Source organism: Mitsuaria sp. GD03876 (genome assembly GCF_029840635.1).
Taxonomy (GTDB): domain Bacteria; phylum Pseudomonadota; class Gammaproteobacteria; order Burkholderiales; family Burkholderiaceae_C; genus Roseateles.
Window position 1 is genome coordinate 57,921 of sequence record NZ_JAOCCU010000028.1, and the last position, 24,681, is coordinate 82,601.

Annotated in this window: 25 protein-coding genes; 11 read left to right on the forward strand and 14 right to left on the reverse strand. The window is 69.6% G+C overall.

What is annotated here, in order from left to right:
* Nucleotides 1–39 precede the first annotated feature (39 nt).
* From N5D62_RS17885 to N5D62_RS17895, 3 genes are all read right to left on the reverse strand, one after another.
* Nucleotides 40–360, reverse strand: coding sequence for a type II toxin-antitoxin system RelE/ParE family toxin (locus N5D62_RS17885; protein ID WP_279759223.1), 321 nt, complete (start codon nucleotides 358–360; stop codon nucleotides 40–42).
* Nucleotides 357–683 (reverse strand): type II toxin-antitoxin system ParD family antitoxin, encoded by a 327-nt coding sequence (locus N5D62_RS17890; protein WP_279759224.1) that lies wholly within the window; start codon nucleotides 681–683, stop codon nucleotides 357–359. Before N5D62_RS17890 ends, N5D62_RS17885 begins: the two co-directional genes overlap by 4 nt.
* A gap of 107 nt (nucleotides 684–790) precedes the next feature.
* Nucleotides 791–2,551 carry a methyl-accepting chemotaxis protein gene (locus tag N5D62_RS17895; protein ID WP_279759225.1) on the reverse strand — a complete coding sequence of 587 codons (1,761 nt, stop codon included), beginning with the start codon at nucleotides 2,549–2,551 and terminating at the stop codon, nucleotides 791–793.
* A gap of 186 nt (nucleotides 2,552–2,737) precedes the next feature.
* Between N5D62_RS17895 and N5D62_RS17900 the strand changes: the two genes are divergently transcribed.
* Nucleotides 2,738–3,520, forward strand: coding sequence for a type III pantothenate kinase (locus tag N5D62_RS17900; protein WP_279759226.1), 783 nt, complete (start codon nucleotides 2,738–2,740; stop codon nucleotides 3,518–3,520).
* 32 nt (nucleotides 3,521–3,552) lie between these two features.
* Here the strand turns inward: N5D62_RS17900 and N5D62_RS17905 are convergent, their stop codons facing one another.
* Nucleotides 3,553–3,972 carry a nuclear transport factor 2 family protein gene (locus N5D62_RS17905; protein WP_279759227.1) on the reverse strand — a complete coding sequence of 140 codons (420 nt, stop codon included), beginning with the start codon at nucleotides 3,970–3,972 and terminating at the stop codon, nucleotides 3,553–3,555.
* Between the two features lie 170 nt (nucleotides 3,973–4,142).
* On the opposite strand from N5D62_RS17905, the gene N5D62_RS17910 reads away from it, so the two are divergent.
* Nucleotides 4,143–4,466 carry a hypothetical protein gene (locus N5D62_RS17910; protein WP_279759228.1) on the forward strand — a complete coding sequence of 108 codons (324 nt, stop codon included), beginning with the start codon at nucleotides 4,143–4,145 and terminating at the stop codon, nucleotides 4,464–4,466.
* A 3-nt stretch (nucleotides 4,467–4,469) separates the two neighbouring features.
* Here the strand turns inward: N5D62_RS17910 and N5D62_RS17915 are convergent, their stop codons facing one another.
* The 9 genes from N5D62_RS17915 to N5D62_RS17955 all read right to left on the reverse strand — a co-directional run bounded on the left by N5D62_RS17915 (nucleotide 4,470) and on the right by N5D62_RS17955 (nucleotide 13,977).
* Entirely contained in the window at nucleotides 4,470–4,940 is a 471-nt protein-coding gene (locus N5D62_RS17915) for a tautomerase family protein (protein WP_279759229.1), read from the reverse strand.
* 15 nt (nucleotides 4,941–4,955) lie between these two features.
* Nucleotides 4,956–5,204, reverse strand: a complete 249-nt coding sequence (locus N5D62_RS17920) for a hypothetical protein (RefSeq protein WP_279759230.1) — start codon at nucleotides 5,202–5,204, stop codon at nucleotides 4,956–4,958.
* A gap of 106 nt (nucleotides 5,205–5,310) precedes the next feature.
* The gene (locus tag N5D62_RS17925; protein WP_279759231.1) at nucleotides 5,311–7,332 is read right to left on the reverse strand and encodes a hypothetical protein; all 2,022 of its coding nucleotides are present in this window, start codon (nucleotides 7,330–7,332) and stop codon (nucleotides 5,311–5,313) included.
* A gap of 93 nt (nucleotides 7,333–7,425) precedes the next feature.
* The gene (locus N5D62_RS17930; protein WP_279759232.1) at nucleotides 7,426–8,052 is read right to left on the reverse strand and encodes a LysE family translocator; all 627 of its coding nucleotides are present in this window, start codon (nucleotides 8,050–8,052) and stop codon (nucleotides 7,426–7,428) included.
* A 117-nt stretch (nucleotides 8,053–8,169) separates the two neighbouring features.
* The gene (gene hslU / locus N5D62_RS17935; RefSeq protein ID WP_279759233.1) at nucleotides 8,170–9,513 is read right to left on the reverse strand and encodes an ATP-dependent protease ATPase subunit HslU; all 1,344 of its coding nucleotides are present in this window, start codon (nucleotides 9,511–9,513) and stop codon (nucleotides 8,170–8,172) included.
* Between the two features lie 14 nt (nucleotides 9,514–9,527).
* Complete coding sequence (hslV, locus tag N5D62_RS17940; RefSeq protein WP_279759250.1) at nucleotides 9,528–10,064, reverse strand: ATP-dependent protease subunit HslV; 537 nt, start codon at nucleotides 10,062–10,064, stop codon at nucleotides 9,528–9,530.
* Nucleotides 10,065–10,247: 183 nt separating this feature from the next.
* Nucleotides 10,248–12,008, reverse strand: a complete 1,761-nt coding sequence (locus tag N5D62_RS17945) for a hypothetical protein (protein ID WP_279759234.1) — start codon at nucleotides 12,006–12,008, stop codon at nucleotides 10,248–10,250.
* A gap of 58 nt (nucleotides 12,009–12,066) precedes the next feature.
* Nucleotides 12,067–12,702 (reverse strand): RNA polymerase-binding protein DksA, encoded by a 636-nt coding sequence (gene dksA / locus N5D62_RS17950; protein WP_279759235.1) that lies wholly within the window; start codon nucleotides 12,700–12,702, stop codon nucleotides 12,067–12,069.
* A 150-nt stretch (nucleotides 12,703–12,852) separates the two neighbouring features.
* On the reverse strand, nucleotides 12,853–13,977 hold the full coding sequence (locus tag N5D62_RS17955) for a GTP-binding protein (RefSeq protein WP_279759236.1): 1,125 nt from the start codon (nucleotides 13,975–13,977) through the stop codon (nucleotides 12,853–12,855).
* A 122-nt stretch (nucleotides 13,978–14,099) separates the two neighbouring features.
* Here N5D62_RS17955 and N5D62_RS17960 point away from each other — a divergent pair, with 122 nt between their 5' ends.
* The 7 genes from N5D62_RS17960 to N5D62_RS17990 all read left to right on the forward strand — a co-directional run bounded on the left by N5D62_RS17960 (nucleotide 14,100) and on the right by N5D62_RS17990 (nucleotide 22,126).
* Entirely contained in the window at nucleotides 14,100–14,984 is an 885-nt protein-coding gene (locus N5D62_RS17960) for a transporter associated domain-containing protein (RefSeq protein ID WP_279759237.1), read from the forward strand.
* Nucleotides 14,984–16,480 (forward strand): apolipoprotein N-acyltransferase, encoded by a 1,497-nt coding sequence (lnt, locus tag N5D62_RS17965; RefSeq protein ID WP_279759238.1) that lies wholly within the window; start codon nucleotides 14,984–14,986, stop codon nucleotides 16,478–16,480. Before N5D62_RS17960 ends, lnt begins: the two co-directional genes overlap by 1 nt.
* A gap of 98 nt (nucleotides 16,481–16,578) precedes the next feature.
* Entirely contained in the window at nucleotides 16,579–17,553 is a 975-nt protein-coding gene (gene glyQ, locus N5D62_RS17970; protein ID WP_279759239.1) for a glycine--tRNA ligase subunit alpha, read from the forward strand.
* Between the two features lie 19 nt (nucleotides 17,554–17,572).
* Entirely contained in the window at nucleotides 17,573–19,714 is a 2,142-nt protein-coding gene (gene glyS, locus N5D62_RS17975) for a glycine--tRNA ligase subunit beta (protein ID WP_279759240.1), read from the forward strand.
* A 34-nt stretch (nucleotides 19,715–19,748) separates the two neighbouring features.
* Nucleotides 19,749–20,399 carry a D-glycero-beta-D-manno-heptose 1,7-bisphosphate 7-phosphatase gene (gene gmhB / locus N5D62_RS17980; protein WP_279759241.1) on the forward strand — a complete coding sequence of 217 codons (651 nt, stop codon included), beginning with the start codon at nucleotides 19,749–19,751 and terminating at the stop codon, nucleotides 20,397–20,399.
* Entirely contained in the window at nucleotides 20,399–21,208 is an 810-nt protein-coding gene (locus tag N5D62_RS17985; RefSeq protein WP_279759242.1) for a lysophospholipid acyltransferase family protein, read from the forward strand. The genes gmhB and N5D62_RS17985 overlap by 1 nt, the downstream gene beginning before the upstream one ends.
* A 15-nt stretch (nucleotides 21,209–21,223) precedes the next feature.
* Nucleotides 21,224–22,126 (forward strand): SprT family zinc-dependent metalloprotease, encoded by a 903-nt coding sequence (locus N5D62_RS17990; RefSeq protein WP_279759243.1) that lies wholly within the window; start codon nucleotides 21,224–21,226, stop codon nucleotides 22,124–22,126.
* 429 nt (nucleotides 22,127–22,555) lie between these two features.
* Here N5D62_RS17990 and N5D62_RS17995 read toward each other — a convergent pair whose 3' ends face one another.
* The gene (locus tag N5D62_RS17995) at nucleotides 22,556–23,611 is read right to left on the reverse strand and encodes an MBL fold metallo-hydrolase (RefSeq protein WP_279759244.1); all 1,056 of its coding nucleotides are present in this window, start codon (nucleotides 23,609–23,611) and stop codon (nucleotides 22,556–22,558) included.
* Nucleotides 23,612–23,656: 45 nt separating this feature from the next.
* Between N5D62_RS17995 and N5D62_RS18000 the strand changes: the two genes are divergently transcribed.
* Together N5D62_RS18000 and N5D62_RS18005 are read left to right on the forward strand one after the other, a co-directional pair.
* Nucleotides 23,657–24,118 (forward strand): MerR family DNA-binding transcriptional regulator, encoded by a 462-nt coding sequence (locus N5D62_RS18000; protein WP_279759245.1) that lies wholly within the window; start codon nucleotides 23,657–23,659, stop codon nucleotides 24,116–24,118.
* A gap of 4 nt (nucleotides 24,119–24,122) precedes the next feature.
* Nucleotides 24,123–24,515 (forward strand): S-adenosylmethionine decarboxylase, encoded by a 393-nt coding sequence (locus N5D62_RS18005; protein WP_279759246.1) that lies wholly within the window; start codon nucleotides 24,123–24,125, stop codon nucleotides 24,513–24,515.
* Nucleotides 24,516–24,681 lie beyond the last annotated feature (166 nt).

The following is a 24,681-nucleotide window of genomic DNA, read 5'->3' on the forward strand; positions in this document are numbered from 1 at the left end:
CGCCGGAGGTCGATCGAGGGCGCTCATGGCTTTGCTCCGTCAATGCTCGTGAAAGCGACTTGGAATGTCGCGCCGTTCGTGGATGACCCGCACGATGTGCGCCGAGCCGTGTCGATCCAGATAGAACACGAGATGAGGGAACTTCGTCAGGCGCCAGGTGCGCACGTCGGTGACCTCAAGCAGTCGCCGATAGCGCGGAGATCCAGTGCCGGGCGCTCGAGCGATGTGGCGCAGGGCGCGCGTCACTTCCGCTTGGAGCGCCTCCGCGGGAAGGGCTCCACCTTCCTCCTGGTAATAAGCCCGGATCTCGTGCAGGTCCCTGGCGGCCTGCGGATGAAGAAAGAGGCGTTTGCCCGTCATTGCGTCGCCTCCCCGGATGCCCATTTCCGTGCTTCCTCATCGAGGATCCTGCCGAGATCGAGATACCCGCTTTCGATCTCGATGGGCGGTCCGGACCGAATGCCGTCGAGAAGCATGTCCTGCATCTTCTGGCGGTCCATCTCCATGCCGAGGAGTTCGGAGACGTAGTCATCGACGGACTCGAAGCCTCCGCGCTCGACCTGCCTGTCGAGGAAGGCGATCTGCGCCTCGGTGAGCGTGAACGTCCTGGTCGGCATGAAGTCGTCGGGCAAAGGAGGTGGCGCAGTATGGCCGTGATGGCTGTGGTGGGAGAACGGGGTCATGACGTGCCCTCGAAGTGAAGAGGGCGATCAGCCTAAGCCCGGGTCAATCGACAACCGACCCTGTCAGACGGCAAAACGGCCTCGATTCACGAGGCCGTTGATGACGGTCAAAAGGTCTCCCAATCGTCCCCGGGCGCCGACGTCGCGCTGGGGCCGGATGGCGCGGAAGGCGCCGCCTTCGTGGCAGGCGCGGGGGCAGGCGTTGCCCTGGCGAGCGGCTTGGCCGGCGCCTTCGCCGCGGGCGTCCGGGCCGCCGGGGGCTTCGTGGTCCCGGCCCGGGCCGCAGTCGATGCCGTGCTCACGGCCGCCACCTCGCCGTCCTTCGGCTTGGGATCGCTGACCTTGAAGTGCCCCACCAGCGCGGTGAGCTTGCGCGCCTGCTCGCTGAGCGACTCGGCCGCGGCCGCGGACTCCTCGACCAGCGCGGCGTTCTGCTGCGTCATCTGGTCCAGCTGCGCCACCGATCCGTTGACGTTGCCGATGCCCTGGCTCTGTTCCACCGTGCTGGCGCTGATCTCGCCGATGATGTCCGACACCCGCTGCACGCTCGCGACGATCTCCGTCATCGTCGCCCCCGCGTCGCGCACCAGCTGCGAGCCGGCCTCGGCCTTGTTCACGCTGTCGCCGATCAGCGCCTTGATCTCCCGCGCCGCCTGCGCGCTGCGCTGCGCCAGCGCCCGCACCTCGGAGGCCACCACCGCGAAGCCCTTGCCGTGCTCGCCGGCGCGCGCGGCCTCGACCGCCGCGTTCAGCGCCAGGATGTTGGTCTGGAACGCGATCCCGTCGATCGTGCCGATGATGTCGTTGATCTTCTTGGCCGACGCGTCGATCTGCGCCATCGTGCCCACCACCTCGCCCACCACCGTGCCGCCGCGCTCGGCCACCTCGGCCGCGCTGCCGGCCAGCTGGTTGGCGGTGCGCGCGCTGTCGGCGCTCTGCTGCACCGTGCCGGTGAGCTGCGCCAGCGAGGACGCCGCCTGCTGCAGGTTGGACGCCGTCTGCTCGGTGCGCTGGCTCAGGTCCTGGTTGCCGCTGGCGATCTCCTGGCTGGCGGTCTGCATGCCGTCGGCGCTGGCCCGCACCTCGCGGATCACCTTGCGCAGCGAGCTCTTCATCGCCGCCAGCGCCCGCTGCACGTCGCCGATCTCGTCGTTGTTGTAGTCGCGCTCGACGTGGAACAGGTCGCCCTCGCCGATGCGCTCGGCCTCGGCCATCAGCGACTTCAGCGGCGTCGAGATCGTGCGCACGAAATACGCCGTGGCCAGCGCCAGCAGGCCGACGATCACCGACATCAGCGCCGCCACGCCCCAGACGGTGCGCATGCGCTCGGCGCCGGCGGCCTCGCGCAGCCCGGCCGAACGCTGCTGCTGCAACGCCACGAATTCCTGCTGCGCCACCAGGTACTGCTCGATCGCCGGCACGACCTGCGCCTGCAGCGCCTTGTGCGAGCCCTCGATGTCGCCGCCCGCCTTGAGCTTGGCGGCCTCGTTGCGCGCGGCGATGTAGGCCTTGCGCCGATCGGCGATCTTGCCCATCGCGGCCTTGTCCTCGTCGCCGTCGGCCAGCGCCTCGAGCTGCTTCTGGATCTCGTTGATCGACTCGGTGGTGCGGGCGATGTCGCCCTTCATCGCGTCGGCGACGGCGTTGTCGTTGGCGGCCAGGCCGGCCTGCACGCGGCTCGCGTTGGCCTCGGTCAGGCCGCGCCAGCGCAGCGCGAGCTCGAAGCGCTGCTGCTGCTTCTCCTGTGTCACCTGCGCGACGGCCAGCAGCGCGCGGGTACGGGAGGCGGCCCCCAGCGACATCGCGACCGTCATGACGGCCATGACGGCGACGGGGATCCAGAGGCGCGTGGCGATGGAGAACTTCATCGGTCCGGGGTCTCGCGGGTTGGGGTCGACGGCGGCGCCCCGGGATGGGGCGGCGGGCGTCGATCCCATCCTAATTCGGCCGATGGGGGCACCGACTTGAGGACAAACACTGCTAACCTGCCGCCCAGACCGCGTCCGGCGCCGCCAATTTCCCGAAGAACTCCTCGGATCGACCGCCCCCCGCCCATGAGTTTCCTGGCCATCGACATCGGCAATACCCGCCTCAAGTGGGCGCTCTACGCGAGCCCCCAGCCCGGCAGCGCGATGCTGGCGCACGGCGCGCAGTTCCTGGAGAACATCGAACAGCTCGTCGAGCACGACTGGGCGCGGCTGCCGGTGGCGCCGGGCAGCATGCTCGGCAGCAACGTGGCCGGCGACGCGATGCGGCATCGCGTCGAGGAGCAGATGGAGGAGCTGTGGGACATCGAGCCGCGCTGGGTGGCGTCGTCCGCGCAGGGCGGCGGCGTGACCAACGGCTACGACCATCCGGGCCGCCTGGGCGCGGACCGCTTCGTGGCGCTGATCGGCGCGCGGCATCACGTGCTGTCGCGCATGCGCGGGCAGGCGGCGCGCCCGGCGCTGGTGGTGATGGTCGGCACGGCGGTGACGGTCGACGCGCTCGATGCCGACGGGCGATTCCTGGGCGGGCTGATCCTGCCCGGCCACGGGATCATGCTGCGCGCGCTGGAAGGCGGCACCGCGGGCCTGCGCGTGCCCACCGGCGAGGTGCGGGAGTTCCCGACCAACACCTCGGACGCGCTCACCAGCGGCGGCAACTATGCGATCGCCGGCGCGATCGAGCGCATGCAGCGGCACATCGTCAAGCGCTGCGGGCAGGCGCCGGTCACGCTGATGACCGGCGGCGCGGGCTGGAAGGTCTCGCCGGCGCTGGACATTCCCCACGAGCTGATCGACTCGCTGATCTTCGACGGCCTGCTGGCGCTGCAGGCGCATCGGCTGGCGCTCTGAGCGCCGGCCGGGCCTGATGGCGCCCGGCCCGCTCAGCGCTGCACCACCTGCTTGCTCTGGAAGTCCACCGGCACCGACGTGTGCTGATGGACCGCGCGCCAGCGGTCGCCGTCGCGGCGCAGCAGCAGCGTCAGCCGGTTCTCGGTCGAGCGCATCGGCTGGCCGTCGGCGTCGAGCGCGGCGAACTCCAGCGTCGCCACGCCACCCGCGAACGATGCGTCGCCCCAGGCCTGGACGTCCTTCGCGGTGACCCGCACCCGCACGTCGCGGATGCCCTCGAACCAGCCGGCGATCATGCCGGACCAGTCCTCCCGGCTGTCGCATTGCCAGCGGTCCCAGCTGTCGAAGACGTGCATGTCCTCGGCGTACAGCGCCATGAAGCGCGCATGGTCGCGATCGAAGACGGCGGCCGCGTAGTCGCGGAGGAAGGCGTGGATGGGGGTATCGGTCATCGGGGCGCTCCTGGAGGGTGATCGTTCCATCAGCCACGACGAATGCCGGGGGCGGGAATCGACAGCCGCGGCACCCGGCAGGCGTCGCGCCTGTCCCTTCGCCACGGGACGGCGGGCCCGACGCCCTGCATGTGACACTGCCCGCGTCCGTTCACTCCAGGGAGCATCGAATGAGCGAGATGAGGACCACGCTGCCGCTGTTCGCGGCGCTCGTCGGGACGGCGGTGTCGATCGGGCTGGGCGGCTGCGCGACGTCGCACCACCAGTGGGAGAAGAGCGACGCGCCGATGTCGCAGGTCGAGAAGGACAAGGCCGAATGCGAGTACGAGGCCAAGGCGGCGACCGCGAGCTATTCGACCGCCAGTTCCGCCAAGGAAAGCAACAGCCAGGCGATGGGCAAGGCGATCGGCGATGGCGTCGTCATCGCGGAGAAGCGCATCGAGCTGACCAACGATTGCATGAAGGCGCGCGGTTACCGTCCGCGCGCGTCCTGACGCTCAGACGTCGACCTTGAATCCGAGGTCGATCTCGGACGCCGGCTGCCCGCCGCGCAGGCCCCAGTTCTCGCGCTCGACCTCGTTGAGGGTGATGGTGACGTGGTCGGCGGGGATGTCGAGCGCGCCCAGCCGCTCGACGATGGCGCGGTAGAGCCGGCGCTTGGCCTCGATCGTGCGGCCGGCGAAGGCGGTGACCGTGACCAGCGTGTAGCGCTCGGGGCGCGACAGCCGCGGCGGGTAGATGAAGCGGTGCGGCTCGTAGGCGATCAGGCGCACGCAGCGGTCTTCGGGCGGGATCTTGAAGCCCTCGACCAACGCCGCCTGCACGGCTTCGATCAGCTGGACTTCCTCTTCCGGCGAATAGGCCTGGCGGACTTCGATCAGGGTGCTCGGCATGGGCGGCTCGATGGCGGTGGAACGGCCGTCGAGCTTATCGCGGCCCAGCCGCAGCGAGAGTTGCAGATGCGGCATGGCGGGCTCCCGGGGTCACCGCCATTGGCGCTGGTGACGCTGCCAGTCGCGTTTCCAGCGCGCGATGTTGTAGAGCAGCACCGTGACCGAGGTCAGCCAGAACATGCCGAACCAGATGCCGACGACCTTGAGCGTGAAGGCCATGTCGCCGTCGCAGCGGCCCAGCGCATTGCAGGGCGAGGGGACGTAGAGGTCGATCAGCCACGCGGTCGAGAGGTTCCAGGCCGCGAGGCCGACGAGCACGGACATGAGAAAGCGGTTCATGGCGAGATGGGCTCCTCCGGGTTGGGAAGAGGCCAGTCTCGCGAGGCCCGCGGGGCTCAGGATGAGCCGGGTGTGAACTCACGGTGAAGTCACCCGGTCTCGGTCATCAGCCGCGGGCTGCGGTCTCGCACTGCGCGCGGAAGAAGGGTTCGATCTCTTTGGGCGAGTCCGCGGAGATGATCAGGTCGAAGCGGCCCTCCGCATCGCGCAGCACGATCACGGCGCTGAAGAGGCCATGCATGGCGCGCGACTCCTGCCAGCCGCCCTGGTCGGTGACCAGGATGCGCGGCTTTTCGAACTGGCTGGCGGCTTGCTCGACGCTCAAGGGCGCCTCATGGGCGTGCTCGCGCAGGACTGTCCGCAGGTCCCGGTCACGCGCGGGGGGGACGAGGAGGAGCGCCTCATGGCTGGAGAAGGCGAGTGCCAACGGCCCGTGCCAGCCGTTCAGCAGAGCCCAGAGCGGAGGCAGTTCGTCGACCGGAACCACGTGGAGCATGGAAGCCGTGCCGTCCATGACCACCGCGACGCTCGGCGCGAAGATCGCCGACAGGTGGGCTCGCAGGAGCGGCAGCCCCGCGCCCTCCGGCTTCACGTCGCCGATCGCCAGGCATCGATCGGAGAGCTTGCCGTCGCCACGCGTCCCGGCCGCGCGCGTCGCGGTGTCGATCGCTTCCGTCATCCCGGCCGGCATCGTGCCGTAGTTGGCCAGCGCGACCAGGGCATGCGCGTGGACGGCCGCGTAGTCGTGCACGGCCCTGGCGAACTCGCCTTTCTTCCCTTTGCGGTACTGCTTGGCTTCGAGCACGTAGGCCACCGTGCCGGCGTCGTCGTTCCTGATGACGTAGTCCGGCTGGATAGCGCTCACCCGGCTCTTGCCGAGCAGGGTCACCTCCTCCGGCGCCTCGGTCTTGTGCTCGGCCACGAGGCTGAAGGTCGGACCGTCCGTCGCGATCGTGGCCACGAGCGTGGCGCTGAACGCGAACCGGAGGCGCCCGTCGACGGGCTGCAGGGTCATGCGGGCACGGTCGGGCAGGGCGCCCTCGACCGCGGTGACCAACCAGACCGAATACAGCTGATGGCGGTATTGCCACAACGGCAGCGCCAACAGCTCTTCGAGCGCCTGTTGCGGGGACGATCCGACGATCGGTCGAAGCGCCAGGGCCACGTCCTTGGCGACGGCAGCGGCCAACGCCGCGCGCGCCACGGCATTGCTGGGCGCCAGGTCGTGCAACAACCACAGGCGATGCAGCAGCGAGAGCGCGAGGCGGTCGTGCTGGGCAGCCAGTACCCGATTCAGGGTCCAGGCGGTGAGCGCTGCCCGCTGGTCGGTGTTGACCGCGGGATCGGGCGTCTCGCGCCGGCGCGTTTCCCCGATCTCCTGCCAGCTGGCATAGCCGGCTACGCGAGCCGAGAGGATCGAGATCGCCGTTTCGACCGGTTGGACGACCGGTCCAAGTGGGTCGTTGGCGGCCCATGCGGGGAACGGCGGCGGCTCGTCGAAGGGCCAGCGTTCGTGGACGCGATCCTCGCCTTGCGGCAGGAACCCGAGCCAGAAACGCGCATCCTGCGAGTCCGGGGGACGGTTGTCGTGTTGCTCGACACCGCCGATGCGAGCGACCGTCTGGCGGAAGAAACCCTTCGTGTCGTAGGCGAGGCCATGCGACGCGGCGAGTTGGGCCGCCATCGCCCGAGCCAGTTCGAAGAGCGCCAAGTCGCCCGTCTCGACATCCTGGATGGCAGCTCCCAGCTTCTGAGCCGCCGCACGAGCCTGCTTGAACTGGTCTGCGTCGAATGTCAGCGATTCGTTCGGGCCGAACTCGAACTCGATCAGGACCTCGCCATTGCTGGTCTTCACGCCATGACGGCCGAAGAGGTCCAGCACGTCGCCCATCATCCGGTCCCACGGTTGGAGCGCGGCGAACAGCGCCACCATGAACCGGGTCGTCGAGACCGAGCCCAGTTGATCTGCGATCGGACGGTCGATGTCCAGGCTCAAGCCCTGGATCAGCGTCTCGACCAGCTCTCGGTCATAGGTGTCGGCCTGCAGGCCGCCCTGGGTCTGGAGGATGCCCCACAGGTCGGCGCTGGAGCGGATAGGCACGCCGGTCGTCGTGTCGGGGGTGGCCATGTCGGATCGCTCGAATGAATGCGGAGGAGCAGTCTCCCCGATTCCCCGCGAACGGCCGAGGCGCTCCTCCATCAAGTTGAGGACGCCGGGGGCTCAGCGCTGCTGCACGGCCACCTTGATGCCCAGCGAGACGAAGATCGTGCCGATGATCTTGCCCTGCCAGCGGCTGAGCCACGACACGCGCTTGAGCACGCGTCCGAGCGGCTTGATCGACAGCGCGACCGCCGTCGTGTACAGGCTGCTCATGACGACGAAGATCGCGCCGAGGACGGCGAACTGAACGAAGGTCGATCCCTTCTCGGGGTGCACGAACTGCGGCATGAACGCCAGGAAGAACAGCGCGGTCTTGGGGTTGAGCACCTCGGCCGGAATCGCCTCGAGGTAGGCGCGCAGCGGCCCGATCGGCGCGACGGCCGGCAGCGACGGGTCGGCCGGCTTGGCCAGGAAGGCCTTGACGCCGAGGTACACCAGGTAGGCCGCGCCGACGTACTTCACCACGTTGAAGGCCAGCGCCGACGTCATCAGCAGCGCCGACAGGCCGACCGCCGCGAACAGCGTGTGCACGAAGTCGCCGGTGGCGACGCCCAGTCCGGTCATCACGCCGACCTTCCGGCCGCCCTGCACCGTGCGGCTCAGCACCAGCAGGACCGCTGGACCCGGGATCAGGAAGAGACCGAGGACGATGACGACGAAGGTCGCCAGGGTGGTGAGGTCGAACATGGCACTCCTTGAGGGCGACGCGCCCCGCGGCGCGGACGACGGAGTCTACGAGGAGCGCCTCGGCCTCGCCGGGCCCGGGGACTTCGCGACAGGCCATCGCGAAGTCGGGCGCCGCCCTCAGAGGATGAACCGGCTCAGGTCCTCGTTCTGCGCCAGCGCGCCGAGCTTCTCGTCGACCTGCGCGCCGTCGATCGTGACGGTCTTGCCGGCATGTTTGTGCGCGTCGAAGCTGATGTCGTCCAGCAGCCGCTCCAGCACCGTCGACAACCGCCGCGCACCGATGTTCTCGGTGCGCTCGTTGACCTCGAACGCGATCTTCGCCACCCGGCGGATGCCGTCCTCGCTCAGCTCCAGCGTCAGCCCCTCCGTCGCCAGCAGCGCCTGGTACTGCTTCACCAGGCTCGCATGCGTGCTCGACAGGATGGCCTCGAAGTCCTCCACCGACAGCGACTTCAGCTCGACCCGGATCGGGAAGCGCCCCTGCAGCTCCGGAATCAGGTCGCTGGGCTTGCTCAGGTGGAACGCGCCCGAGGCGATGAACAGGATGTGATCGGTTTTCACCATCCCGTATTTCGTGTTCACCGTCGTGCCCTCGACCAGCGGCAGCAGGTCGCGCTGCACGCCCTGGCGCGACACGTCCGCCCCGCCCGAGTGCTCGCTGCGCGTGGCCACCTTGTCGATCTCGTCGATGAAGACGATGCCGTTGTCCTGCGCATGCGCCAGCGCGGTCGTCTTGATGTCGTCCTCGTTGACGAGCTTGGCCGCCTCTTCCTCGACCAGCAGCTTCATCGCCTCGCCGATCTTGACCTTGCGCGCCTTCTTGCGGCCCTGCCCCATCTGGGAGAACAGGCCCTTGAGCTGCTCGGCCATCTCCTCCATGCCCTGCGGCCCGAGGATCTCCATCGACGGCTTGGCCTCGGCCAGCTCGATCTCGATCTCCTTGTCGTCCATCGCGCCCTCGCGCAGCCGCTTGCGCATCACCTGGCGCGCGGTGTTGTCCGCGCCACCTTCCGCCGCCGGCGCGAAGCCGGTCGTCGAGCGCGGCGGGGGCACCAGCGCGTCCAGGATGCGCTCCTCGGCCGCGTCCTCGGCCCGCGCGCGCTGGAAGCGCATCTGGCGCTCGCGCTCCTGCTTGACCGCGATGTCCACCAGGTCGCGCACGATGCTGTCCACGTCCTTGCCGACGTAGCCCACCTCGGTGAACTTCGTCGCCTCGACCTTGATGAAGGGCGCGTCCGCCAGCTTGGCGAGCCGGCGCGCGATCTCGGTCTTGCCCACGCCCGTCGGGCCGATCATCAGGATGTTCTTGGGCGTGATCTCGCCGCGCAGCTTCTCGTCCACCTGCTGGCGACGCCAGCGGTTGCGCAACGCGATCGCCACGGCGCGCTTGGCATCGGCCTGGCCGACGATGTGCCGGTCGAGTTCGGAGACGATCTCCTGCGGGGTCATGCTGCTGCTCATTCGTGTGCTCCGGCTCAGTCCAGCGTCTCGATCGTGTGATTGCCGTTGGTGTAGATGCAGATCTCGCCGGCGATCACCAGCGACTGCTTGACGATGTCCACCGCGCTCAGCTCGCTGTGGTTGAGCAGCGCCTTGGCCGCCGCCTGCGCGTAGGCGCCGCCGCTGCCGATCGCCACGATGCCCTGCTCGGGTTCCAGCACGTCGCCGTTGCCGGTGATGATCAGCGAGGCGCTGCGGTCGGCCACCGCCAGCATCGCCTCCAGCCGGCGCAGCACGCGGTCGGTGCGCCAGTCGCGCGTCAGGTCCACCGCCGCGCGCACCAGGTGGCCCTGGTGTTTCTCGAGCTTGGACTCGAAGCGCTCGAACAGCGTGAACGCGTCCGCCGTCGCGCCGGCGAAGCCCGCCAGCACCTGGTTCTTGTAGAGCTTGCGCACCTTGCGCGCCGTCGACTTCACGACGATCGAGCCCAGCGTCACCTGCCCGTCGCCGCCGATGGCGACCTGGTCGCCGCGCCGCACGCTGACGATCGTGGTGCCGTGGTACGGCGGCAGGCCCGAGGAATGGTCTTGAGACATGGAGATTCCGGTCATGAAGGACTCACGTGGGTGCCGCCGCGCGAATCACAAGGTGAGGACAAGGTGAGGAAAAGCCGTCCGGCGACCACGATGATCGGCCATCCGAAAGCACGACGGGGCCAGAGGCCCCGTCGTCGCGAAGGTCGATGCCGGCCGGCCTCAGACGTGCCGGACCTTGACCCGGGCGTGTTCGTTGATGCCCATCGCGCCGAAGAACAGCGCCACCAGGCGGTGCGCATCGGTGAACTGCACCGCGCGGTTCTCGCTGCGCCGCGCCAGCACCCAGTTCAGCAGGTCGCCGGCGGCCATGAAGTCCAGCCGGATCAGCTTCGGGCAGGCGATCGTCACCAGCGACGCGCCGCCCAGCTGCTCGGTCATCAGCGCCAGCGTCTCGCTGATGTCGCCGCTCAACTGGCCCGACAGCTCCATCAGCGCCGCGGTGTTGACCGCGTCGGTCATCGTCGATTCGAGGAAGGCGATGCCGGTGTCCGGCGGCGCCGACTGGATCGAGGACGGCGAGCTGGTCGACAGCGCGTTGCCGCTGATGCGCACATGGCACAGCGCGCGTTCCCAGCTCGGCGGGGAGACCTCGTAGGTCACGCAATAGTCGATCGCGACCTCGTCGAACTGGTCCGGCCGGTTGGCCAGGCGCAGCGCCTCCAGGCGCAGCATCCACAGGATCGGGTCGGCGTCGCGGCTGCCCACCGGCGCCTGCTCCCGGAGCACCTGGAAGAAGTGGTCCCCGGCCAGCCAGCGCAGGTCCAGCGACTGCTGCGCCCAGGACCGGAACAGGTCGCGCAGCTTGGCGCAGGCCTCGATGTCGATCTGCTTGAGCGGCGACCAGTCGATCACCCACGGCATCGGCAGGTTCTCGCAGCGCGTGCGCATCTGCGTCACCGCCTCGGTGTCCAGGTAGTCCGGGCTGGTCCAGGAGACGCTGCTGGCGCGGCCGCGCGGCGCGCGTTCCTGCTGCACCGCCTCGGCCACCAGCTTGGGCAGCGAGAACCATTGCGGCGAGGACAGGCCGAACTGCTGCGCGTAGTCGTTGGCCAGGTGCTCGAACTTGCCCTGCTGGCCGGTCGCCCGGTACAGGTCGAACAGCACCAGCCAGGTCTCGGCATGCTCGTGCCGCTGGCCGCCCGCGCGGGTCAGGTCGATCAGGCTGCGCTCGCAATGCTCGTAGTCGGCATTGGCGAAGGCGATGACGGCCTCGTCCAGCTCGGCGTCATGGACGACCTCGCTGACCTCGACCTGCGGATCCGCGACGCGGAAGCTCAGCGTCGGGATCTCCTTCTTGAGTTCGGGAATCGGCGCCGGGGCGGCCGCCGGGGAGAGCGGGGCCATGCCGCCGCCCATCGAGGCCGCAGCGGGCGCCGGGGACAGGTCCAGGCGCTCGATGTCGGCCGCCGGCGCGAAGTCGGACACCCGCGCGACGATCTGGTCCGCCGGCTGCGTCGCCGCGAAATTCACCGGACGGGTGCTGGTCTCGAAGAAGCCCGGCGGATGCTGTCCGCCCTGGACCTGCGTCGGGGCGAAGCCTTCGCCCACCATCTGCTGCTCGATCTGGTCGATCTTGGCCTTGACGCTGGCCTCGTCGCGGCGGGCGCCCTGGATCTCGCTGATCCGGCCCAGCTCGTCGATGCCCGAGGTCGCATGCCCGCCCAGCGCCGCCAGCTGCTCGGGCGTCAGGCCCTCGCGGCGGATCTTGCGCAGCATGTCGAGCTCGCGCTTGCGCACGAAGTCGTTGCGCCGCTTGCGCTCCACCATCGCCCGCAACTCGGCCTTGGCCGCGTCGGCCTCGGGATCGTCCTGGCGCGAATTGATCTCCGCCCAGTCGGTCGTCGGATTGGCGACGAATCGCGCCACCTTGCGGAAGAAGCTTTCGCCTTCTTTGTTGGTGCCGTCTTTGGGGTCGGTCATGCTCTAGCGGGTCGTGCTCTTCACCGGATCGCCGGGCTGCGCAAGGACATCCGGCGACTCAGTCGCCGAACATCTTCTGCTTGAGCTCGCGGCGCTGCTGCGCCTCCAGCGACAGCGTGGCGGTCGGACGGGCGATCAGCCGGCCCAGGCCGATCGGCTCGCCGGTCTCGTCGCAGTAGCCGTACTCGCCGCTTTCCAGGCGCTGCAGCGACTGCATGATCTTCTTGAGCAGCTTGCGCTCGCGGTCGCGCGTGCGCAGCTCCAGCGCGTGCTCTTCCTCGATCGTGGCGCGGTCGGCCGGATCGGGGACGATGGACGTGTCCTCGCGCAGGTGCTCGGTCGTCTCGCCGGCGTTGGACAGGATGTCTTCCTTCAACTGCGTCAGCTTGGCGCGGAAGAAGTCGACTTGCTTGTCGTTCATGTACTCGGTGTCCGGCATCGCCAGCACCTCGGCGTCGGTCAGTTCGACACCGGCCTTGGTCTTCCAGGCGGACGAGAGTTTGGGATCGGTCTTCACGGCGGGGCGGCTGTTGTTCGAAGTTGATGTCGGGGTCGAGGGCCGGACGGGACTGTCCAGCAGAGAGACCGTGCTGTCGGGGGCGTCCGCCTCGGCGGACTTGCCCGTCGCCGAGGCCTTGGCAACCTTCGCGGAAGCCTTGGGCGCGGCGGTCTTGGAGGCCGGTGTCTTGCTCACGTTCACTCTCCTAGCGGCTCTTTATACCTGCTCGACATGAGAAGCCTGGACTTCCCGCCGGTGACGCAGGGGCCTGGTTCGGGCGCGGCGGATTGTAGCCACCTCCGCCGCCGCGCCAACGATGGCTCTGAACCATCGGTCAGTGTGGCACTAAGCCAGGCAGCCTTCCAGCCCCTGCAGCAGGATGTCCTTCGGCAGGTCGATGCCGATGAACACCATCTTGCTCACCTTCTTTTCATTGGGCATCCACTTCGGGCCGAGATCCGAACCCATCAGCTGGTGCACGCCCTGGAAGATCACCTTCTTGTCGGTGCCGTTCATGTTCAGCACGCCCTTGTAGCGCAGCATCTTCGGCCCGTACACCTGCACGATCGCGCCCAGGAAGTCCTCCAGCTTGGCCGGATTGAACGGACGCTCCGAGCGGAAGACGAACGACTTCACGTCGTCGTCGTGATGGTGGTGGTGCGGGTGGTCGCAGTGCTCGCCGTGCTCGTGGTCGTGGTGCTCATGGCCGTGGTCGTGGCCGTGCGCATGGTCGTGGCCGTGGTCATGCTCGTCGGCGGCCAGGAAGTCGGGATCGATCTCGAGCTTGGCGTTCAGGTTGAAGCCGCGCAGGTCGAACACGTCCTTGATCGGCACCTCGCCGAAATGCGCCTTGGACTGCGGCGCGCGCGGGTTCATGTGCTTGAGGCGGTGCGACAGCGCGTCCACCGCGGCGGCGTCGACCAGGTCGGTCTTGCTCAGGAAGATCTGGTCGGCGAAGCCCACCTGGCGGCGCGCCTCCTGGCGCGTGTCGAGCTGGTCGTGGGCGTGCTTGGCGTCGACCAGCGTCAGGATCGAGTCGAGCAGGAAGGTCTCCGCGATCTCGTCGTCCATGAAGAAGGTCTGCGCGACCGGGCCCGGGTCGGCCAGGCCGGTGGTCTCGATGACGACGCGCTCGAAGTCCAGCTCGCCCTTGCGGCGCTTGGCGGCCAGGTCGGCCAGCGTGGTGCGCAGGTCCTCGCGGATCGTGCAGCAGACGCAGCCGTTGCTGAGCTGGATGATCTGCTCCTGGGTCTCGCTGACGAGGATGTCGTTGTCGATGTTCTCCTCGCCGAACTCGTTCTCGATGACGGCGATCTTCTGGCCGTGGGCCTCGGTCAGCACGCGCTTGAGCAGCGTCGTCTTGCCCGAGCCGAGGAAGCCCGTGAGGATGGTGGCGGGGATGAGTCCCTGGGCGGGACCCGGGGCGGCGCCCTGGGCGGAAGCCTGGGCAGCGGTGTCGGCGGCGGACATGTGGACGACCAATCTCTTAGGAAAGCTTGGCCCCGGCAACTGGGGGCGGATGACTGTGTTTCAAGCGAATGTCAATGTCAATCGGTTATTCTGGCGCCTCCTCAACGACGGCACACACGGCAGTGTCTGAACCTCAGCCTAGTCGGCCCGCCAAACACGGCGGGCGTGGCAATGACCATCGCGGCCTGTTGGACCGCGTCCTCGAATTCCTGCACCCCGGCCCCGACTCGACCAGCGAGCTGATCGAGAACTTCGCCGACGCGGAGGAGCGCGACCTGATCGCGCCCGAATCGCGCCAGATGCTCGAAGGCGTCCTGCGCATGGCCGAACTCAGCGCCGGCGACGTGATGGTCGCCGCGCCGCGGATGGACCTGCTGGACATCCAGTCCTCCACCGACGAACTGCTCGCCGCCGTCATCGACACCGGCCACTCGCGGTTCCCGGTCTACGACGGCCAGCGGGACAACATCATCGGCATCCTGCTGGCCAAGGACCTGCTCAAGCTCCAGCGCGCGCCGGAACTGAACCTGCGCGCCTTGCTGCGCCCGGCAGTTTTCGTGCCCGAGAGCAAGGGCCTGAACGAATTGCTGCGCGATTTCCGTTCCAACCGGAATCACCTGGCCATCGTCATCGACGAGTTCGGCAACACCGCCGGCCTGATCACGATCGAGGACGTCCTCGAGGAGATCGTCGGCGAGATCGAGGACGAATTCGACGTCGGCGACGGCGACGCCGGCATCTACACGCTGGCCGACGGCAGCTACCGCGTCGCCGGCGACGCCGAGATCGAGGCGGTCAACGAGGCCTTCGGGCTGTCGCTGTCGGACGCGGACTTCGACACCATCGGCGGCCTGGTCGCGCACGAGCACGGCCGCGTGCCGCGCCGGGGCGAGACCGTCGAGATCGCCGGGCTGCGCTTCTCGGTGATGATCAACCGCGGCGGTGCCGTGCGCTGGTTCAAGGTGACCCGCGCGCCGGCCGCCGAGGCCGACGACCACAGCGGCTGATGCGCCGCGGCCCGCGCCTGGCGGCGCTGTTCCATCCGGCGCTGGCGCTGGTCGCCGGCGCGCTGCACACCGCGTCCTTCTCCCCGAGTTCCGCCTGGTGGCTGCAGCCGCTGGCGCTGGCCTGGCTGTTCCACGCCTGCGACGGCGCCCGGCCGCGCCGCGCGGCGCTGACCGGGGCACTGTTCGGCGTCGGCTGGCTGGCGTCGGGCCTGTGGTGGCTCTACATCAGCATGCACGACTTCGGGCATCTGAACGCGGCCGTCTCCGCGCTGGCCGTGCTGGCGCTGGCGCTGTTCCTGTCGACCTACTACGCCATCGGCCTGGGCCTGGCGGCGCGCTGGTCGGCGGGCGCGGCGGCGTGGCGGCGCGTGCTGGCCCTCGCGGGGCTGTGGCTCGGCGCGGAACTCGCCCGCGCCACCTTCTTCACCGGCTTCCCGTGGATCGCCAGCGGCTACGCCCATGCGCAGGGGCCGCTGGCGGCCTTCGCGCCGTATGTCGGCGTCTACGGCATCACCGCGCTGGCGGCGCTGGTCGCGGCGGCGCTGGCGCTTGGGCGCTGGGCGTTGCTGGGCGCGCTGGTGGCCGGCATCGGCGCCGCGCAGTTCCTGCCGCAGGACTTCACCCGGTCGACCGGCACGCTGCGCGTGTCGCTGGTGCAGCCCAACATCCCGCAGGACCAGAAGTTCGACCGCGACCGCTTCGACCAGAACCTCGACCAGCTGGTCGCGCTGATCGAGTCCGCGCGCGGCCAGGTCGTCATCACGCCGGAGTCGGTGCTGCCGGTGCCGCTGGCCTTCCTCGACGAGGACCGCCTGGCCCGCCTGCATCGCGACGCCGCGGTCCGGCCGCTGCTGCTGGGCACCTTCCTGGGCAACTCCACCGACGGCTTCGTGAACTCGCTGGCGGGCCTGGGCTTCGCGCAGTCCTACGACTACGGCAAGCGGCACCTGCTGCCGTTCGGCGAGTTCATCCCGACCGGTTTCCATTGGTTCGTCACCGCGATGAACATCCCGATGGACGACCAGGCCAGCGGCCAGCATCAGCGCGCGCTGCCGTTCGCCGGCCAGCGGCTGCGGCCGCTGATCTGCTACGAGGACTTGTTCGGCGAGGACGTCGTCGCCAGCGCGCTCGACCAGGGCGACCCGGCCGCGACGGTGTTCGTGAACGTCAGCAACCTGGCCTGGTTCGGGCCGCGCATGGTGCAGGACCAGCACCTGCAGTTCTCGCAGATGCGCGCGCTGGAGTTCCAGCGCCCGGTCGTGCGGGCGACCAACACCGGCGCGACCGCGCATGTCGACCACCGCGGCCGCGTGCTCGAGCGGCTGCCGGCGGAACGCGCCGGCGTGCTCGAGGTCGGCGTCGAGGGCCGCGCCGGCGCCACGCCGTACGCGCGCTGGCTGTCGGCGCTCGGGCTGTGGCCGCTGTGGGCGCTGGCCGTTGTCGCCGTGCTGCCGGTCCTGCGGCGCCGGGCGGGCGGCGCGGCCCGCGTCGCCTGAACCGGGACCGCGTCGCGCGCCCGGGCCGCCTGTGAGCGCCACGAGGCGCACATAGAATCGGTCGTTTTGCTCCAACGCCGGCGACGGCCCGACGTCCCATGCTGACTTTCCAGCAACTGATCCTCCGCCTGCAGGAGTACTGGTCCAAGCAAGGCTGCGCGCTGCTGCAGCCCTACGACATGGAGGTCGGCGCGGGCACCAGCCACACCGCGACCTTCCTGCGCGCGCTCGGTCCCGAGCCCTGGAAGGCCGCCTACGTCCAGCCCAGCCGCCGCCCCAAGGACGGCCGCTACGGCGAGAACCCGAACCGCCTGCAGCACTATTACCAGTTCCAGGTCGTGCTCAAGCCGGCGCCGGCCAACATCCTGGAGCTGTACCTCGGGTCGCTGGAGGCCCTGGGCTTCGACCTCAAGCGCAACGACGTCCGCTTCGTCGAGGACGACTGGGAGAACCCCACGCTGGGCTGCTGGGGCCTGGGCTGGGAGGTCTGGCTCAACGGCATGGAGGTGACGCAGTTCACCTACTTCCAGCAGGTCGGCGGCATCGACTGCAAGCCGATCACCGGCGAGATCACCTACGGCCTCGAACGCCTGGCGATGTACCTGCAGGGCAAGGAATCGGTCTACGACCTGGTCTACACGGACGGCCTGACCTACGGCGACGTGTTCCATCAGAACGAGGTCGAGCAGTCGACCTACAACTTCGAGCACAGCGACGTCGACTTCCTGCTGGGCGCCTTCGGCGCCTACGAGCGCAAGTCCAAGGAGCTGATGGACGTGCAGCTGGCGCTGCCGGCGTACGAGCAGCTGCTCAAGGCCGCCCACACCTTCAACCTGCTGGACGCGCGCGGCGCGATCAGCGTCACCGAACGCGCCGCCTACATCGGCCGCATCCGCAACCTGGCGCGCGCCGTCGCGCAGAGCTATGTCGACAGCCGCGCGCGCCTGGGCTTCCCGATGGCGCCCAAGGCCTGGGCCGACGACGTGATCGCGCAGATCGAGAAGAAGAGCGCCGAGGCAGCCGCCAAGGCCGGGAAGACCGCCGACAAGGCGGACAAGAAGGCCGCCGCCTGAGGTTGAGGGAAGCACGAGCATGACCACCAAGAATCTTCTCGTCGAACTGTTTGTCGAGGAACTGCCGCCCAAGGCGCTGAAGAAGCTGGGCGAGGCGTTCGCCTCGGTGCTGGCGGACGCGCTGAAGGCGCAGGGCCTGGCCGGCGCCGACGCCGCGGCGACCGCGTTCGCGACGCCGCGCCGCCTGGCGGTGCACCTCGCCGGCGTGGCCGCCAAGGCCGCCGACCGCGCGGTGCAGCAGAAGCTGATGCCGGTCGCGGTGGCGCTGGACGCCGCCGGCAACGCCACGCCCGCGCTGCTGAAGAAGCTGGCCTCGGTCGGCGCCGACGCGTCGGCCGTGCCGTCGCTCAAGCGCGCGCCCGACGGCAAGGCCGAGGCGCTGTTCCTGGACACCGTCGTCCCCGGCGTCACGCTGAAGGACGGCCTGCAGAAGGCGCTGGACGAGGCGCTGGCCAAGCTGCCGATCCCCAAGGTCATGACCTACCAGCTGGCCGACGGCTGGAGCGACGTCAAGTTCGTCCGCCCCGCCCACGGCCTGGTCGCGCTGCATGGCGACGAGCTGGTCGAGATCGGCGCGCTGGGCCTGAGCTCGGGCCGCGTGACGCGCGGCCACCGCTTCGAATCGAAGGTCGCCGCGATCGAGATCAAGAGCGCCGACACCTATGAGCAGCAGCTGCGCGAGGAAGGCGGCGTGATCGCCTCCTTCGACCAGCGCCGCGCCGAGATCGTGCGCCAGCTGCGCGCCAACGCCGAGCCGCTGGGCCTGGCCCCGATCGACGCGCCCGAGCTGCTGGACGAGGTCACCGCGCTGGTGGAGCTGCCCAACGTGCTGTCCTGCCAGTTCGAGCCCGAGTTCCTGGCCGTGCCGCAGGAATGCCTGATCCTGACGATGAAGGCCAACCAGAAGTACTTCCCGCTGCTGGACGGCCACGGCAAGCTGACGCACCGTTTCCTGCTGGTCAGCAACGTGCATCCGGACGACGCGGCCCAGGTCGTCCAGGGCAACGAGCGCGTGGTGCGCCCGCGCCTGGCCGATGCGAAGTTCTTCTTCGACCAGGACCGCAAGCGGACGCTGGCCTCGCGCGTCGAGGGCCTGGACAAGGTCGTGTACCACGGCAGGCTCGGCAGCCAGGGCGAGCGCACCGAGCGCGTGCGCGCGATCGCGCATGCCATCGTCAACCAGCTGCGCATGGCCCAGCACCCGTACACGGTCGAGGCCAAGGACGAGTTCGACGTCCTGGACAGCAAGGCGCAAGAAGCCGCGGTGCTGGCCAAGGCCGACCTGCTGACCGACATGGTGGGCGAGTTCCCCGAGCTGCAGGGCGTCATGGGCGGCTACTACGCGCGCCATGAAGGCCTGCGCGACGGCGTGGCCAAGGCGATCGAGGACCACTACAAGCCGCGCTTCGCCGGCGACGCGCTGCCGCGCAACCACACCGGCACCGTCGTGGCGCTGGCCGACAAGCTCGAGACGCTGATCGGCCTGTTCGGCATCGGCCAGCTGCCCACCGGCGACAAGGACCCGTTCGCGCTGCGCCGCCATGCGCTGGGCGTGATCCGCATCCTGGTCGAGAACCACATGCACCTGTCGCTGCCCGAGCTGATCCAGGGCGCGCTGCCGGCCTTCGGCGAGCTGATCCAGGATCCGAGCGAGGCGCTGCTGGGCTTCTTCGCCGACCGGCTCGCGGTCAGCCTGCGCGACCAGGGCTACAGCGCCCAGGAGGTCGACGCGGTGCTGGCGCTGAACCCGGCCCGCCTGGGCGACGTGCCCAAGCGGCTGGAGGCGGTGCGCGCGTTCGCGTCGCTGCCGGAGTCGGCCTCGCTGGCCGCGGCCAACAAGCGCGTGGGCAACATCCTCAAGAAGGTCGAGGGCGAGCTGCCGACGCAAGTGACCCCGGCGCTGCTGACCGAGGCCGCCGAGAAGGCGCTGGCCGACGCGCTGGCCGGCGTGAAGCCGCAGGCCGACACGCTGTTCGAGCAGCACGACTACGCCGGCTCGCTGAAGGCGCTGGCCGCGCTGAAGGCGCCGGTCGACGCGTTCTTCGACGACGTGATGGTTAACGCCGAGGACCCCGCGCTGCGCGCCAATCGCCAGGCGCTGCTGCGGCAGCTGCACGAGGCGATGAACCGCGTGGCCGACCTCTCGCGCCTGGCCGCCTGATCGCGCCCCGCAACGACGCCCAACGGAGCCTTCGATGCCCAACCGCTCCGACCATCCGCATGGCATGAAGCTGGTGATCCTGGGCCGCGACGGCACGATCAACCGCTACCGCGACGACCACGTGAAATCGCCCGAGGAACTCGAGCCGCTGCCCGGCGCGCTCGAGGCCGTCGCGCGGCTCAACCACGCCGGCTGGCACACGGTGATGGCCACCAACCAGCCCGGCATCGGCCGCGGGCTGCTGGACATGGCCTCGCTCAACGCGGTCCACCTGCGCCTGAACCAGTTGCTGGCGGAGAAGGGCGGCCGGCTCGACGCCGCGTTCTTCTGCCCGCACGCGCCGGAGGAGAACTGCAACTGCCGCAAGCCGCTGCCCGGCCTGGTCGAGCAGATCGGCGAACGCTTCGGCGTGGACCTGTCGCAGGTCCACATGGTCGGCGCCAGCGTGCGCGACCTGCAGACGGCGCGCAACGCCGGCTGCGTGCCGCACCTGGTGCGCGGCGACCGGCTCGCCGGCGTCGACGAGGCGCAGCTGCAGGAACAGATCTCGCTGGTGCCCGGCACCCGCGTGCACCAGGACCTCGCCGCGTTCGCCGAGATGCTGATCCACGAGGAACGCCGCGCCCGCGCCCAATCGCGCGGCGAGTCCGCCGAACCCGATACCTCTCCCGGAGACCTGAGCTGATGCTCATCGCCCTGCGTTCGATCCTCTTCGTCCTCTACCTGATCGTCACCGTCGTGCCCTGGGGCAGCGCGGTCGTGCTGTGCTCGCTGTTCCTGAACAGCACCCAGCTGTACTGGATGTGCGCCAACTGGCTGCGCGTAGCGATCTGGGGTGCCCGGCTGATCTGCGGCGTGACCTGGCGCGTGCGCGGCATGGAGCACCTGCCCACCGACGAGAAGCAGTCGGTGATCCTGCTGTCCAAGCACCAGTCGACCTGGGAGACCTTCGCCTACCCGATGCTGATGCCGCGGCCGCTGGCCTACGTGTTCAAGCGCGAGCTGATCTACATCCCGTTCTTCGGCTGGGCGATGGCGCGGCTGGACATGATCCACATCGACCGCAGCAAGCGCAGCGAGGCCTGGAACAAGGTGGCCGCGCAGGGCCGGCGGATCGCCGCGCTGGGCAACTGGATCATCATGTTCCCGGAAGGCACGCGCGTGGCGCGGGGCAAGACCGGGGACTACAAGACCGGCGGCTCGCGCCTGGCGGTCGAGACCGGCGTGCCGGTGGTGCCGATCGCGATGAACTCGGCGCGTTGCTGGCCGCGCAAGAGCTTCCTGCTGCGCCCCGGCGTGATCGACATCGCCATCGGCCCGATGATCCCGAGCGCCGGCCGCACGCCGGCCGACCTGATGAAGGAAGTGCAGGCCTGGATCGAGGCCGAGATGCGGGTCCTGGACCCCGAGGCCTACCCGGCCGAGGCCGCCGCGACGGTCGCCGGCGCCCCGCCCGCGCCGCCGGCCCCGCCTCCCGCGCCGGCCGCCGCCTGATTACACTCGCAGCCCATGCTGCCCTCCAAGCTGCGGGGACTGGCCGGACTGCTGAACTTCACGCAGTTGTCGCTGTTCGACGCCGAGCCTGACCCCGCCCCCCCGCGTCCCGCGCCCGATCCTGTCGTCCCGCCGCCGCGGCTGCGCGGCGACGCCGGCGCGTCGGTGCGCCAGGTCTTGCTGCAGGGTCAGGCCATTCCTTATGAACTGAAGCGCGCGCGGCGCCGCAGCATCGGCTTCACCGTCAGCGAGGACGGCCTGCGCGTGTCCGCGCCGAAGTGGGTGCCGCTGACCGACATCGACAACGCGCTGCAGCAGAAGGGCGACTGGATCCTGCGCAAGCTGGTCGAGCAGCGCGAGCGCGCGCGGCGCACGCAGGCGGCCCGGGTCCACTGGGGCGACGGCTGCAGCCTGCCCTACCTGGGCGAGCCGCTGATCGTGGTGCTCGATCCGTCGATGACCGGCGCCCGGCTCGACGAGGGCCAGGCCGATCCGCAGCCGACGCTGGCCACGGTGCCGCGGCGCCTGCTCTACCTCGGCCTGCCGCAGAGCGCGGCGCCGGAACAGATCCGCGACGCGGTGCAGGCCTGGCTGCAGCGCCAGGCGCGCCAGCGCTTCGAGCAGCGCTGCCGGCACTTCGCCGGGCCGCTCGGCGTGACGATGACCGGGCTGCGGCTGTCCTCGGCGCAGACCCGCTGGGGCAGCGCCAGCGCCGACGGGATGATCCGGCTCAACTGGCGGCTGATCCACTTCTCGCCGGCGCTGATCGACTACGTCGTCGCGCACGAGCTGGCGCATCTCAAGGAGATGAACCACAGCCCGCGCTTCTGGGCCGTGGTGCGCTCGGTGTTCCCGGACTACGAACTCGCCCGGGACCGGCTCAAGCAGGCGGTGCTGCCGCTGATGGACGACGCCTGAGCGGGCCCGAAAGGGCGGCGGCTGGCTTCCGGACGGTGTCCGGCAGGCGTCGGTGAAAACACCCGGGACGTCAATAGTTCTGGCTGGGAGCGGTAAACATTCGCATTTCCCTCTTTGGGGGGGCTTGTAGCTCATTTGAGCGTCGCGGCACACTCCGATCCGCTGTCATCACCGCATCTGAGTCAGAACTTCCTCCCGCGTTCCGCTCCCGGCGGCGCTCAGGGTCCCCCAGCCAGTGGCTGTGCCAGGTCGACCCGCGCTCAGAGCCGACAAACTGATGCATTACAAGGCGCAGCGCCGCCGTCCCGTGACCGGGGCGGCGGCGACTGTCTTTCTGGGGGGCGCTTTTTCGCGCACCGGGCGGGCGGCACCGACCGGCCCCGACTGGCCGGAAGCGGCTCGGAGCGATTCAGGCCAACGCTTGCCGATTCAGGCAGAGAAGCGATACACCCCGTCCGCGTCCAGCGAGCGCCGCAACTGCCCGCCCAGCCACAGCCGGTTCAGGTGGGCCACCGCCTCGCCCATCGCGAAGGTCGTCTGGTGCAGGTCCAGCGGGCGCCGGAACATCATCGGCAGCAGCTCCGCCGCCTGGCAGGGCTTCGCGGCGCAGGCCTCGATCACTTCCGCCAGCCGTTCCTGGTGATGCTGCTGCAGTTGGTCGATGCGCGCGTGCAGGCCGCGGAACGGCTTGCCGTGCGCCGGCAGCACCAGGGTGTCGGCCGGCAGCACGGTCAGCCGCGCGAGCGAGTCCAGGTAGAGCTGCAGCGGATCCGCTTCCGGTTCCACGTCGACGACCGACACGTTGGTCGAGATCCGCGGCAGCACCATGTCGCCGGAGATCATCACGCCCAGGGTCTCGCTGAACAGGCTGATGTGCTCCGGCGCGTGGCCGTAGCCCACCAGGCAGCGCCAGTCGTGGTCGCCGATGCGCACCGTCATGCCGTCCATCAGCCGCCGGAAGGTCGCCGGGATGGCCGGCACCATGCTCGGGTAGTAGCTGGCGCGGCCGCGGATCTTGTCCAGCGCCGCCGGGTCGCTCAGGCCGTGGCTGCCGAAGAAGGCGGCCGCCGCCTCGCCGCCCATGCCGACCGTCGACGACGAGGCGAGCTTCGCCAGCTGGTAGTCCGTCGCGCTGATCCACAGCCGGCATTGCCAGCGTTCGGTCAGCCAGTGCGCCAGGCCCATGTGGTCGGGGTGGAAGTGGGTGACGATCACCCGCAGCACCGGCAGCCCGTCCAGCCGCTCGGCGAAGACCCGTTCCCAGTTCTCCTTCGTCGCGTCGCTGTGGATGCCGCAGTCGACGATGGTCCAGCCCTCGCGCCCGTCGATCGCGTCCCGCAGCAGCCACAGGTTGATGTGGTCCAGCGCGAACGGCAGTCCCATCCGTACCCAGCGCAGGCCGGGCAGCAGGTCCAGCGCCTCGCCGGGGCCCGGCAGCACGTCGCCCAGGGGGTAGGTCAGTTCGGATTCGCGGGGGTTGGCCATGGCTTTAGACTTACGTTTACGTCAACGTCATTTGCCAGTGTAGCCATGAGCACCGAACCCCGCCCGACCCCGGTCGACGAGCTGTCCGAGGACGCGCTGCCCGAAGCCGGCGACGACGCGGGGCCGCTGTTCACCATCACCGAACTGGCGGCCGAATTCGACATCACCCCCCGCGCGATCCGCTTCTATGAGGACATGGGCCTGCTGACGCCGGCGCGCGCCGGCCGCAACCGCGTCTACACCCAGCGCGACCGCACGCGGCTGAAGCTGACGCTGCGCGGCAAGCGGCTGGGCCTGTCGCTGCAGGACATCAAGCAGCTGGTCGACATGTACGACAGCCACTCGGACACGGTGCCGCAGCTGCGGGCCTTCCTGGGCGTGCTGGAGCAGCACCGCCGCCAGCTGCAGCAGCAGCTCGACGACATCCAGGTGACGCTGGCCGAGATCGCGCAGCACGAGGAGCGCTGCCATGCGCTGCTGGCCGACGCCGGCCAGCCCGCGGACTGAGGCGATGAACGGACTGCACCTGACGGCCGACCTGTCCGGCTGCGCCAACGCGGCGCTGCTGACCGACGGCGAGGGCCTGGCCCGCGACACGCGCGCGGCGGCCGAGGCCGCCGGCCTCTCGGTCGTCGGCGAGCACTGGCACCGCTTCCCCGACGGCGCCGCCGGCGAGCCCGGCGGCCTCACCGGCATGCTGCTGCTGGCGGAGTCGCATGTGGCGCTGCACACCTGGCCCGAGCTGGCCTCGGTGACGCTGGACGTCTACGTCTGCAACTACGGCGGCGACAACTCGGCCAAGGCCCGCGCGCTGATGGCGGCGCTGGTCGCGCTGTTCGCGCCGGAGACGGCGCAGCGGCAGGAACTCCAGCGCGGACGCCTGGGCGCGGCCGAAGCGGCCTAGCGCCTCCCGAAAAATTTCCGGTTCGCCGCCGCCGGGGATCGGCGCGGGGCGCCGGGTTCACTAGACTCTCGCCCGGGCCAGGGAAGGCCCGGGAGAAGAGGGTTGATCGACAACAAGATCGCGCTGGAACTGGTGCCCAAGGCGCCGCCAGCCGCGCCGCCGACAC

What these genes read in the sequence shown, in the direction of transcription:
- N5D62_RS17945 (WP_279759234.1), bottom strand. Translation starts at nt 12,008, where the DNA reads ATGACCGACCCCAAAGACGGCACCAACAAAGAAGGCGAAAGCTTCTTC.
- N5D62_RS17895 (WP_279759225.1), bottom strand. Translation starts at nt 2,551, where the DNA reads ATGAAGTTCTCCATCGCCACGCGCCTCTGGATCCCCGTCGCCGTCATG.
- N5D62_RS17890 (WP_279759224.1), bottom strand. Translation starts at nt 683, where the DNA reads ATGACCCCGTTCTCCCACCACAGCCATCACGGCCATACTGCGCCACCT.
- N5D62_RS17905 (WP_279759227.1), bottom strand. Translation starts at nt 3,972, where the DNA reads ATGACCGATACCCCCATCCACGCCTTCCTCCGCGACTACGCGGCCGCC.
- N5D62_RS18005 (WP_279759246.1), top strand. Translation starts at nt 24,123, where the DNA reads ATGAACGGACTGCACCTGACGGCCGACCTGTCCGGCTGCGCCAACGCG.
- N5D62_RS17915 (WP_279759229.1), bottom strand. Translation starts at nt 4,940, where the DNA reads ATGCCGCATCTGCAACTCTCGCTGCGGCTGGGCCGCGATAAGCTCGAC.
- N5D62_RS17985 (WP_279759242.1), top strand. Translation starts at nt 20,399, where the DNA reads ATGCTCATCGCCCTGCGTTCGATCCTCTTCGTCCTCTACCTGATCGTC.
- N5D62_RS17925 (WP_279759231.1), bottom strand. Translation starts at nt 7,332, where the DNA reads ATGGCCACCCCCGACACGACGACCGGCGTGCCTATCCGCTCCAGCGCC.
- gmhB (WP_279759241.1), top strand. Translation starts at nt 19,749, where the DNA reads ATGCCCAACCGCTCCGACCATCCGCATGGCATGAAGCTGGTGATCCTG.
- lnt (WP_279759238.1), top strand. Translation starts at nt 14,984, where the DNA reads ATGCGCCGCGGCCCGCGCCTGGCGGCGCTGTTCCATCCGGCGCTGGCG.
- glyS (WP_279759240.1), top strand. Translation starts at nt 17,573, where the DNA reads ATGACCACCAAGAATCTTCTCGTCGAACTGTTTGTCGAGGAACTGCCG.
- N5D62_RS17885 (WP_279759223.1), bottom strand. Translation starts at nt 360, where the DNA reads ATGACGGGCAAACGCCTCTTTCTTCATCCGCAGGCCGCCAGGGACCTG.
- glyQ (WP_279759239.1), top strand. Translation starts at nt 16,579, where the DNA reads ATGCTGACTTTCCAGCAACTGATCCTCCGCCTGCAGGAGTACTGGTCC.
- N5D62_RS17955 (WP_279759236.1), bottom strand. Translation starts at nt 13,977, where the DNA reads ATGTCCGCCGCCGACACCGCTGCCCAGGCTTCCGCCCAGGGCGCCGCC.
- N5D62_RS17920 (WP_279759230.1), bottom strand. Translation starts at nt 5,204, where the DNA reads ATGAACCGCTTTCTCATGTCCGTGCTCGTCGGCCTCGCGGCCTGGAAC.
- N5D62_RS18000 (WP_279759245.1), top strand. Translation starts at nt 23,657, where the DNA reads ATGAGCACCGAACCCCGCCCGACCCCGGTCGACGAGCTGTCCGAGGAC.
- N5D62_RS17995 (WP_279759244.1), bottom strand. Translation starts at nt 23,611, where the DNA reads ATGGCCAACCCCCGCGAATCCGAACTGACCTACCCCCTGGGCGACGTG.
- N5D62_RS17900 (WP_279759226.1), top strand. Translation starts at nt 2,738, where the DNA reads ATGAGTTTCCTGGCCATCGACATCGGCAATACCCGCCTCAAGTGGGCG.
- N5D62_RS17930 (WP_279759232.1), bottom strand. Translation starts at nt 8,052, where the DNA reads ATGTTCGACCTCACCACCCTGGCGACCTTCGTCGTCATCGTCCTCGGT.
- hslU (WP_279759233.1), bottom strand. Translation starts at nt 9,513, where the DNA reads ATGAGCAGCAGCATGACCCCGCAGGAGATCGTCTCCGAACTCGACCGG.
- N5D62_RS17990 (WP_279759243.1), top strand. Translation starts at nt 21,224, where the DNA reads ATGCTGCCCTCCAAGCTGCGGGGACTGGCCGGACTGCTGAACTTCACG.
- N5D62_RS17910 (WP_279759228.1), top strand. Translation starts at nt 4,143, where the DNA reads ATGAGCGAGATGAGGACCACGCTGCCGCTGTTCGCGGCGCTCGTCGGG.